This window comes from Xanthomonas hortorum, from assembly GCF_040279205.1.
Lineage (GTDB): Bacteria > Pseudomonadota > Gammaproteobacteria > Xanthomonadales > Xanthomonadaceae > Xanthomonas > Xanthomonas hortorum_F.
The window spans coordinates 40,986-51,614 of record NZ_JBEOLS010000005.1; the positions used below are offsets into that span (position 1 = coordinate 40,986).

General features: G+C 65.4%; 8 protein-coding genes. 2 read left to right on the forward strand and 6 right to left on the reverse strand.

Features of this window, described 5'->3' with window-relative positions; translation table 11 throughout:
- Positions 1–171 precede the first annotated feature (171 nt).
- Positions 172–1,608, reverse strand: a complete 1,437-nt coding sequence (gene hisS / locus ABS769_RS03630) for a histidine--tRNA ligase (protein ID WP_317060896.1) — start codon at positions 1,606–1,608, stop codon at positions 172–174.
- A gap of 203 nt (positions 1,609–1,811) precedes the next feature.
- On the opposite strand from hisS, the gene ABS769_RS03635 reads away from it, so the two are divergent.
- Positions 1,812–2,477: a Crp/Fnr family transcriptional regulator gene (locus ABS769_RS03635; RefSeq protein ID WP_317060959.1), complete on the forward strand. Its 666-nt coding sequence runs from the start codon at positions 1,812–1,814 to the stop codon at positions 2,475–2,477.
- 249 nt (positions 2,478–2,726) lie between these two features.
- Here the strand turns inward: ABS769_RS03635 and ABS769_RS03640 are convergent, their stop codons facing one another.
- Both ABS769_RS03640 and thrC read right to left on the reverse strand, forming a co-directional pair.
- Positions 2,727–3,473, reverse strand: a complete 747-nt coding sequence (locus tag ABS769_RS03640) for a murein L,D-transpeptidase catalytic domain family protein (protein ID WP_317060897.1) — start codon at positions 3,471–3,473, stop codon at positions 2,727–2,729.
- A 101-nt stretch (positions 3,474–3,574) separates the two neighbouring features.
- Positions 3,575–4,882 carry a threonine synthase gene (gene thrC, locus ABS769_RS03645; protein ID WP_317060898.1) on the reverse strand — a complete coding sequence of 436 codons (1,308 nt, stop codon included), beginning with the start codon at positions 4,880–4,882 and terminating at the stop codon, positions 3,575–3,577.
- Between the two features lie 173 nt (positions 4,883–5,055).
- On the opposite strand from thrC, the gene ABS769_RS03650 reads away from it, so the two are divergent.
- Positions 5,056–5,370: an EthD family reductase gene (locus ABS769_RS03650; RefSeq protein ID WP_317060899.1), complete on the forward strand. Its 315-nt coding sequence runs from the start codon at positions 5,056–5,058 to the stop codon at positions 5,368–5,370.
- Positions 5,371–5,444: 74 nt separating this feature from the next.
- Here the strand turns inward: ABS769_RS03650 and ABS769_RS03655 are convergent, their stop codons facing one another.
- From ABS769_RS03655 to ABS769_RS03665, 3 genes are all read right to left on the reverse strand, one after another.
- A complete protein-coding gene (locus tag ABS769_RS03655) occupies positions 5,445–6,386 on the reverse strand; it encodes a homoserine kinase (RefSeq protein WP_317060900.1) in 942 nt (313 codons plus the stop codon).
- A 68-nt stretch (positions 6,387–6,454) separates the two neighbouring features.
- Positions 6,455–8,962 carry a bifunctional aspartate kinase/homoserine dehydrogenase I gene (gene thrA, locus ABS769_RS03660; protein ID WP_317060901.1) on the reverse strand — a complete coding sequence of 836 codons (2,508 nt, stop codon included), beginning with the start codon at positions 8,960–8,962 and terminating at the stop codon, positions 6,455–6,457.
- 652 nt (positions 8,963–9,614) lie between these two features.
- Positions 9,615–10,115, reverse strand: a complete 501-nt coding sequence (locus ABS769_RS03665) for a TspO/MBR family protein (protein WP_317060902.1) — start codon at positions 10,113–10,115, stop codon at positions 9,615–9,617.
- Between the last annotated feature and the right edge of the window lie 514 nt (positions 10,116–10,629).

A 10,629-nucleotide genomic window follows, 5' to 3' on the forward strand; every position in this document is an offset into this window, starting at 1 on the left:
AGCGCTGCAGTCGGAAGCGTTCAGCGAAGTAGCGGACCCTGCTGCGGACCGGAAACGAAAAACCCACCGACAGCGAGGTGTCAGTGGGTTTGTTTCCGCATCGGTACGCGGGGGCGCCATCGCCTACGCTGTACCAACCTGGCTGCATTCCCTAGCTGGCCGGCCAGCGCCTCAATCGGCCTTGATGCCACCAGCCACCAGCATCGCCCTGGCCTGCTCCAGCTCCACCAGCAACGTGCTGGCCAGCTCATCGCGGGCGACGTCGAACTGCTGCTCGCGCACCAGGTCCTTGACCGCCACCACGCCGCGCGCCAGTTCGTCGTCGCCGGCCAGCACCACGAAGCGGATGCCCGCACGCGCGGCGTACTGGAACTGCTTGCCGATCTTCTTCGGCTCCATCTGCACTTCGGTGTTGATGCCGCCGATGCGTAGCCGGCGCGCGATATCCAGCGCATCGCCCAGGCGCGACTCGTCCATCAACGCCACCATCGCGTGCACGCTGCTTTCGGCGATGCCCTGGATCAGGCCGGCCTCGCGCAGCTGCCAGAACAGCCGGGTCAGGCCGATGGAGATGCCCACGCCGGGCAATTTGGACTTGGTGTAGTGGCTGGCCAGGCTCTCGTAACGGCCGCCAGAGCAGATCGAGCCGATCTGCGGGTGGTCGGTCAGCGTGGTCTCGTAGACGGTGCCGGTGTAGTAATCCAGCCCACGCGCGATCGAGAAGTTCAGACAGTACGCGCTCTCGGGCACGCCCAGCGCCTTGACCAATTCAAGGACCTCGCGCAGTTCGGCAATGCCCTCGCCCAGCGTCGCGCTCGCACCGACCGAGGCGTCCAGCGCCTGCAACTGTGCCAGCGCATCGGCATGCCCGTTCGAGCGCACCGCCACGAAGGCAAGGATCTTGTCGACCTGCTCGGCGGCGATGCCGAAGCCCTCGCCCACCAGCGTATCGCGCACGTAATCGGCACCGCGCTTGTCGATCTTGTCGACCTCGCGCAGCACCGCCAGCTGCAGCTCGCCCTCGGCCACACCCAGGCTTTCGAAGAAGCCGCGCAGCAGCTTGCGATTGTTCAACTGCACCTTGAACTCGCCAATGCCCAGCTCGGCGAACACCGCGTGGATCACCGCCAGCACTTCGGCGTCGTAGCGGATGCTCAGCGCATCCTTGCCGATCACGTCGATGTCGCACTGATAGAACTCGCGGAAGCGCCCGCGCTGAGCACGCTCGCCGCGGTACACGCGCTGCATCTGGTAGCGGCGGAACGGGAAGCTCAACTCATGCTCGTGCTCGGCCACATAGCGCGCCAGCGGCACGGTCAGGTCGAAGCGCAACGCCAGCTCCGGCAGGCCGCCGCTCTCGGCGCCCTCGTCGGCAGCCGCCGCCGCATTGGCCAGCGCGCCGGTGGACTGCACGAAGTACACCTGGCGCTCGGTCTCGCCGCCGGATTTGGTCAACAGCACGTCGGACAGTTCGAACACCGGGGTTTCGACCGGCAGGAACCCGAACCGCTCGTAATTGCGGCGGATGACGTCCAGCATGCGCTGGAACGCGATCTGCTCGCGCGGCAGCAATTCCATGATGCCGGGCGGCGTACGGGGCTTGATCACGAGCGAAACTCCTGCAGGGCAATGTGGCGAACGCGCAATTCTACCGGCTGGCGGCCGCGCTGACCGCATGGCGTATCATTGCAGCGCCTCTTGGCAATGCGTGGCCCATGTACCGGCAGCTTTCAGATCTCAGCACGAACTGTGCGGTGCCAAGCGCCGTATCGGGCAGCGACGCGCGCCATTCCGAATGCGCGCAGTGCGCGGTGCGCGGCCGGGCCATCTGCGCGGCGCTGTCGCCACAGGAAATGGAAGCACTGGATCAGGCCACCCACGCCCAGACCTATGCGCCCGGCAGCACCCTGGTGCGCGCGGGCGAGAGCCGCCATCACGTCTACACCGTCACCTCCGGCGCGTTGCGGCTGGTGCGCACGCTGGCCGACGGGCGCCGCCAGATCACCGGATTCGTGTTGCCCGGCGACTACGTCGGGCTGACCGAAACGCCACAGCACCGCCACGATATCGAAGCCATCATCGACAGCCGGGTCTGCCGCACGCCGATCACACAGATGCGCCAGTTGCGCGATCGCTACCCGCAGCTGGAACGCAAGCTGCTGCAGCGCGCCAGCATGGAACTGGCCGCCGCGCAGGACACCGGCCTGCTGCTGGCGCGCCTGCAACCCAGCGAACGGCTGGCGCATTTCCTGCTGCGGCTGGCGGCGCGCTCCACCCAGCCCGGCGCCAGCGGCGACACCGTGGCGCTGCCGATGAGCCGCAGCGATATCGCCGACCATCTCGGGCTGACCGTGGAGACGGTGAGCCGCACCTTTACCAAGCTCAGGCAACAGCAACTGATCGCACTGCCGCAACTGCATCTGGTGCAGATCCAGGATTACGCGGCGCTGCGCAGCCTGGCCGGCGATACGGTTTGAGGTGTGGCGGTTCTGGTCAGACCGGTTCGTCTAGCTAACGCGCGCGCACTCAACAGGCGCGGCTGGCAACACCAAGCACATAACCTCTGCACGCCTGCCCGCACCGGATCACTGAGGACCACTGCCGACGATTTGCAGGTTGCCCCGGTACCCACATCGCCGAGTGACCGACGTACCAGTTCGAAAAGCACTGCCAGCGTTGCAGGCCGATCGCGCTGGTGACAGCCCCGCGACTAAGACGCTAAGGAATCAGCGCCCGCCCACGTTCGCACTCGCCACCGATGCGCCACATCCGCCACTCAACAGCCGCGATTGGCGCAGCCAGGCACGGTCCGGGTAGTAGGCGAACACGAAGGCGCCTTCACGCAAGGTATCGATCAATTGCCTGGCCACCGCCGGTCGCACCGCCGGGCAGCCCAGGCTGCGCCCGAGCCGGCCCTGCGAGCGGATCACCGCCTCGCTGACGTAGGGCGCGCCGTGGATCACGATCGCCCGGTCGCGCGCATGGTCGTTGAACCCGGGCTCCAGGCCCTTCAGCCGTAACGAATAGCCGTTGTGGCCGGTATACGACTCCTGCGCGGTGAACGCGCCCAGGCTGGACTGGAAACTGCCATCGTCGTTGGAAAATTTCGCCGCCAGGTTGTTGCCGGTGTTGCGCCCATGCGCCACCCATTCCTGGAACAGTAGCCGCTGCCGCTGCAGATCGAATACCCACAGCCGGCGCTCGGTCGATGGCCGGCTGTAGTCGATGACGCTGAGCACGCGCTCGGCACCCACCTGCTGGCGCTGCCGGGCGCATTGCAGCGCCTCGGCAGCCAAGGCCAGCACCTGGCGGTCCAGCGACGGCGCCTGGCGTGCCAGGGCATCCACCAACCCCATGCTGGGTGTCCCCAACGATGCCAATGGGGCGGCGAAAATGGCATCGGCCGCACTGGCCGTTCCAGCCGCTGCCCAACCGCATAAGGCGATGGCAGCGGCGATCACTCGATAAGACATGCAACAACCCACAGCGGACGCGGCGCCACGCCGGGGCCGCACCCGATAGAGATAGCCTCATGTGCGGAACTTTCCAACCCCTGGCGCCTGAACGCGTTGGGTCAGGCCGCATCCGCAAGCAGGCGCTGCCGGAAGGCGGCGTAGTCCGGCGCAAGCGCTTCGGCGTGTGCCGGACGCTGCAACAGCGCGGCCAGCGCCGGTGGAACCTCGACTTCACGGCCGATCAGCGGCTCCACCACGCCCTCGAACTTGGCCGGATGCGCAGTGGCCGCCACCGCCCAGTCGCCGGTTCCGCCCTCGGCTCCTTCTGCGCGTAGTTGTTCGAGCACGTGCACGGCGGTGGCGGTGTGCGGGCAGTGCACTTCGCCGTAGCGCGCAAAGCGCTGCTGCACGGTGTGGCGGATCGCCGCATCGTCCACCGACAACGCACGGAATGCCTCGCGCAACGCGGCATCGTCGCCCTGGTAGAGCCAACGCAGGCGTTCGAAATTGCTCGGCGCACCCACGTCCATCGCATTGGCCAGCGTCGCCACGCTGGGCTGCGGCGCGTAATCGTCGCCGGCAAAATAATCCGGCAACACGTGATTGGCATTGGACGCCAGCGCGATACGGCCCAACGGCACACCGAGCGCGCGCGCCAGGATTGCCGCCAACCCGTTGCCCAGATTGCCGGTAGGCACCACCAGATTCAGCGCCGCGCCCGAACCGGCATGGTGTTGCAGAGCGGCATGCGCGTAGTAACTCATCTGCGGCAGCAAGCGCCCCAGGCTGATGCTGTTGGCCGAACTCAGCGGCACCTGTGCCTGCAGCGCGGCATCGCTCAAGGCCTGCTTGACCATCGCCTGGCAGTCGTCGAACGAGCCGGCCACGCGCAAGGCCTGGATGTTGTCGCCGAAGCAGCCCAACTGATGCGCCTGGCGCGGCGACACGCGGCCATCTGGATACAGCACTACCACGCGTAAGCCGGGCTGGCGATGGAATGCCGCAGCCACCGCAGCCCCGGTATCGCCGGAAGTGGCGACCAGGATCGTGAGCGGGCGGTCTTCGGCGCGGCGCAGGCGGGTCAGGCAGGCGGCAAGAAAGCGCGCGCCGAAATCCTTGAATGCGGCGGTCGGCCCATGGAACAGCTCCAGCGCGTAATCGCCGGGCGTAGCCAGCGCGACCAACGGCGCCGGGAAGTCGAACGCTTCGGCGCAGATGGCCGGCAGCTCTGTTGCCAGCGCATCGCCTTCGAAGAAAGGCTGCAGCAACGTAGCGGCGGTGTCGGCCAGATCGGCGCCGGCCGTGAGCGTGCGTGCCGGCGGCAGGATCTGCGGCACGTACAGGCCGCCATCGGGCGCCAGGCCGGCGGCAATCGCCTGACTCAGGCTTGCGGCAGGCGCGCCGCCGCGGGTGGAGATGAAGTTCATGGTGACTCCAGACAAAGCGAGAACGAGGTGGACAACGCGGCATTGCCCGAGAACGCGGAGACCGGGATTGGAGGTTGAGCCGATGTCGGTGCCCTGGCCGCACAGGACCAGATGGTCATCCACCGCCGCCGCCGCGGCGCTATGCTGCGGGCACCTTTACGTGGAGCAGGCAGATGATCAAGGTCAGCGTGATGTACCCGTACCGCGACGGCGCCCGCTTCGACCACACCTACTACCGCGACACCCACATGCCGCTGGTGAGCGCGCGGATGGGCGCGGCCTGCCTCAGTTACACGGTGGATAAAGGCATCAGTGGCGGCGAGCCGGGCAGCACCCCGCCCTACATCGGCATGTGCCACATCTTCTGCGAATCGGTGGAGGCCTTCGGCGCCAGTTTCGGGCCGCATGCCGAGGAAATCCTGGGCGACATTCCCAACTACACCGATCTTGCGCCGGTGATGCAGATCAGCGAGGTCGTGGTCGGTTGAATGCTGCGTCGCAGGTTGCACGGCATGCGTGCACTGCAGGCGTGATTGGTCGAGTACCGCATGCGCACGCCGACTCATGCGAGCAACCGCGCGGCCGGGCTGGCGATCGGAGACACCCAGTGCTGGCTGTCCAGACCAACGCCTGCGAATGCGGCCTTAACCGATGCGGCCGCAGCGTCGGCGGCCGCGCGCGATTCGAACCAGGCGAACACACTGGGGCCGGCGCCGGAGATGCTGGCACCCAGTGCATCGTGATCCAGCGCAGCTTGCTTGGCAGCCGCGAACCCGGCGATCAACGGCGCGCGGCGTGGCTCGATCAGCACATCGCGCAAGCCTGCGCGGACCAGGCCCGCATCGCCGGCATGGCAGCCAGCCAGCACCAATGCCAGGTTGGTGCTCTGCGCGACGAACTCGTGCAATTGATAGTCGCCGGCCAAGGCTTCACGCGCGCGCCGCGTTTCCAGCACCGCGTCCGGATGCACCAGCAGGCTATGCCACGCGGCCGGCACACTGATCGGCACCAACCGTTCCAGCGTGCACAACACCAGGCCGCCTAAAAACAGTGGCCCCAGGTTGTCGCCATGGCGGCTACCACTGGCCACCGCCTCACCATCGAGTGCGTGCTGGTAGAGCTGGTCGTTGCCCAGCGGCGCCTCCAGCAGTGCGTTAGCAGCAACCAACGCCGCCACGCATGACGCCGCCGAGCCGCCCATGCCCGAACTCAAGGCGATGCCTTTGTCGATCTCGATTTCAAAACCGAACGGCAGCGCCAATGCCGCACGCAACGAGATCAACGCCGCGCCCGCCGTGTTGCGTTCGGCATCCAGCGGCAAGGCCACGGTGGTGCCGCGGATGGCAGCGATACGCACCAGTGGCGCATCGATGCGCCGCACCGTGACCGTGTCGCCGACGCCGTCGATGGGATAACCGAGCAGATCGAATCCTACTGCCACATTCGCCACCGAAGCCGGTGCGAATGCGCGTGCTTCGTGCAGGCGCTGCGTCGCGGTCGCCACGTGATTCGCTTCGGTTGTCTGATTTAGCGCCGTTTGATTTACAGCCGCCTGGTTTGCAACCGCCTGATTCACAACCGAGCCCCCTCGCCTGCCGCCACCCGCAGCAGATCGGCAAACACACCTGCCGCAGTGACTTCCGGCCCCGCGCCAGGCCCCTGCACCACCAGCGGGTTCTCGCAATAACGGCGCGTGGTGAATTGCACTACGTTGTCGGTCAGACGCAGATTGGCGAACGCGTGATCGGCCGGCAGCTCGACCAGACCCACGCTGGGCGCACGATCCGGAGGCAGCTGCGCGACGTAGCGCAACACATTGCCGCGTGCACGCGCATCGGCCAGGCGCTGCGCGAACGTCGCATCCACTTCATGCAGGCGCGCCATGAAATCGTCCACGCTGGCCTGGCGCAATGCTTCGGGCACCAGGCTCTCGACCTGCACATCTTCGAGGCTGATTTCGCGCCCCGCTTCGCGCGCCAGGATTACCAGCTTGCGCGCGACGTCCACACCGGACAGATCGTCACGCGGATCCGGCTCGGTATAGCCCATGCCGCGCGCCTGCGTGACCAGCTCGGCAAACGGCACACTGCCGTCGTATTTGTTGAACAGCCAGGCCAACGTGCCGGAGAAGATGCCTTCGATCGAGGTCACCGCATCGCCGGTATCGACCAGATCGCGCAGCGTGGTGATCACCGGCAGCCCTGCGCCCACGGTGGCTTCATAACGGAAGCGCGCGCCACTGGCATCGGCCGCTGCGCGAATGGCCTGATAGCGCTGCAACGGGCCGGAGCCGGCCTGCTTGTTCGGCGTCACCACGTGGATGCCGGCAGCCAACCAGTCCGCATAGCGGTCGGCCACTTCCGCGCTGCCACTGCAATCGATGATCACCGTATGCGGCAGATGTGCGGACAGCAGATGCGTGGTGAATTGTTCCAGATCGGTGGCAGTGGCTGCGGAGGCAAACGCATCGCGCCAGTTGCCGACCAGGCCGCGCTCGTCGAGCAACATGCGGCCGCGCGAAACCACTGCGCGCAGGCGAAGATCGATGTTGGCCTTGCCCAGCAATTGCGGCTGCGCAATGCGCAGTTGATCCAGCAACGCCGCGCCCACATTGCCCGGCCCGATCACGCCCACCGAGAAGGTTTGCGGCGACAACCAGAAGCCCGCATGCGCCGCACGCAAGGCCTTGGTCGCATGCGCCGCATCGATCGCCACCGAGATGTTGCGCTCCGACGAGCCCTGCGCAATCGCCAGGATATTGACCTGCGCACGCCCCAACGACTCGAACAACCGCGCCGCTACACCCGGTTGCCCAGCCATGCCATCGCCTACCGCGGCCAGCACACTGATGCCGGTAGTCAGCTGCACGCGCTGCACCTGGCCAACCGTGAGTTCGTGCGCAAACGCTTGCAACAAGGCATTGCGCGCACGTTCGGACTCGTGCTGTTTGACCACGCAACAGATCGAATGCTCCGACGAGCCCTGCGAGATCATCACCACCGACACCTGCGCCACACGCAGCGCCGCAAATACGCGCTCGGCCGTGCCCGGCACACCGATCAGGCCGGTGCCTTCCAGGTTGAGAACCGCCAGATCCGGGCTCAAGGTCAGCCCCTTGATCGGCCCGCTGACCTTGCTGCTGGCGGTGATGCGCGTGCCCGGATGTTCGGGCTGAAAGGTATTGCGGATGATGATCGGCAGCCCGCGCTCGATCGCCGGCGACATCGTCTGCGGATGCACCACCTTGGCGCCGAAATACGCCAGCTCGCAAGCCTCGTCGTAGCTCAAGGTTTCCAGCTGAACCGCTTCTGGCACCACGCGTGGATCTGCCGAGAGCACGCCATCTACATCGGTCCAGATATGCAGCTCATCGGCATCGAACAAGGCCGCGAAGATCGCGCCAGAATAATCGCTGCCATTGCGGCCCAACGTGGTGATGCGATCGGCGCGGTCGCGTGCCACAAACCCGGTGACCACAACGCGTGTCTGCGGATGCGCCTGGCGCCAGGCCTGCAAGCGCTGCGCGCTGACGTCCCAATCCACATCCACGCCGAGTTCGCCGCGATTGACCACCAGCACATCGCGCGCATCCAGTACCGCGCAATCCTCGCCGAGCGCGCGGAAATGATCGCCGAGCAATTGTGCCGAATACACCTCGCCCAGGCCTTGCACGCGGTCGAGCACCTCGCGCGGCAGCTCGCCGATCACTGCCAGCGCGCCGAGGATTTGCGATAGATGCTCGAAGCGCTCGTCCAGCCACTCTACCGTCGGCCCGGAATGTTCGCCCAGCAACGCCACTGCGGCACCGCGATGGCGCGCCCGCGTTTCATGCCAGCGATCGCGCCACTCGGGGCGGTCTTGCGCTGCAAGTTCGGCCAATTCGATCAACGCGTCGGTCACGCCCTTCATCGCCGACACCACGGTGACCTGCACCGTCTCCTCGCGTGCAAGCAACAGCTGCGCCACATGCCGGTAGCGCTCGGCATCGGCCACCGAGGTGCCGCCAAATTTATGCACGACGGTGCGCGCAGCGGGCGCGGGAACTGCAGCGGGTTCGAGCGAAACAGCAAGCGATGACATCGACAGACCTCGTTAGGGAGGCCCCGTCCGCTTCAGGTGAGAGAGGGAGACCCCCGCATCCTGATCCGGGTGCGGGGCCGTTGTTTTCGGAAATTACGCGAAGACGACGGACCGCACCGGGCGAATGGTGGCGGTGGTAATGGTGGTGCTAATGCCGGCCACGCCTGCACCCGGCCGCAGTAGCGGCTGGCAGAGAAGCGAAACGCTGGCGGAGGCGTTATCCATGCATGCAAAAGACATCAGCGGGGCGAGGCCTGTCAAGCATTGCGTGAATGGGCAGGCGCACGCGCGCGACACCGGCAACAGAAAACCTTGTCGCTCAGGGATTTAGGCGTCGCGCTCACAAGTAATTGATTGCTATGGAAACTTTTATCGCAACCTGGGCGGACCGCCGTGCGCAGCTTTGAAACATCTGCCAGCGCCGCGCGACGGGAAGGTTCAACTCGCACCGTTAGCGCCCATCCACGCGTGTGCATCTGTCAGGTCAGCGCGGACACGCGAGGCGGCTCAGAGGCGACCCTGCCCCCCTTGGCGCTGCCGACATGCCGCTTCCCATAACGGATTCTCATCGCACCACACAGGTGATCGTCGTCCTGCGTTCCGAGCCAGCAGACAAGCCAGATCAGACAAGCGTCTACGTAACAACCCAGGATCAGCCGAGTACCTGAGGATTGAGTTGCCAGACCGAGAAATTAAGCGCCGCCGCAAAGCTTACCCACGCCAGATACGGCACCAGCAACCATGCCGCCAGAGCTTGCCTCTTCGCGAACGCCGCGATCGTGGCCGCCAGCACCAGCCACAGCGCCACGATGTCGGCAAACGCCCAGGCTCCCATGTGCCATGCGAAGAACAACCAGCTCCACAAACCATTGAGCGCCAGCTGCACCACGAACAGAGCTAATGCCACCCGCGCCTCAGTCCAGCCGCCGCGCCGCCACACCAACCACACCGACACCGCCATCATCCCGTACAACACCGTCCATACCGGCCCGAACAACCACCCCGGCGGCGCCCACGCGGGCCGGTCCAGTGCTGCGTAAAAGCTGGCAGCCTGGATTGATGCCGCAGCGCCCAGCCCGGCGATTGCGTAGCCCAGCGCCAGCCAGCCGAGAAGGCCGAGCCATTGCGATTTTTTTGACAGACGGTGCGTCATGAGAGTTGTGGCGAGTTATCAACGCTCGCCAGCTTGCCAGAGCATCTGTGCAAGCCGTGACTACGCAAACAAGCGAGCTTGCGGTCAGCTAGTGCCGTATCGACTCCTGCCGTCATGTCCAATTTCCTGGGGTAGGGACTTGGACTACAAACTGATGTGCTACTCAAATTTGGGGGCACGTCGCAGGCAAACGAGTTACTTTTAATAGCGCAACTTCGCCGACTAGGCTTGCAGCAGTGGCGACAAGTAGATAGGCACACTCTTCCGTCGTCATTGTCAATGACCCACTGATTCCGTACTGCACATACAATCCGAGTAGCGGCACTTGCAAAGTGTTTCTCAGTGCGCCGCCCGCGTTTAACAGTCCGTTCCAGGTAATTTTTACAAAATCCGCAGTCACATCGACACCGGTCCTCGCAAATAATGCGGCAAAAATCAAGAGCACTATTCCCTACGCTGCGAGTCAGACAACCCAACTCCTGAACAGGGCCCTACCCAGAAAATATCGCCTGAT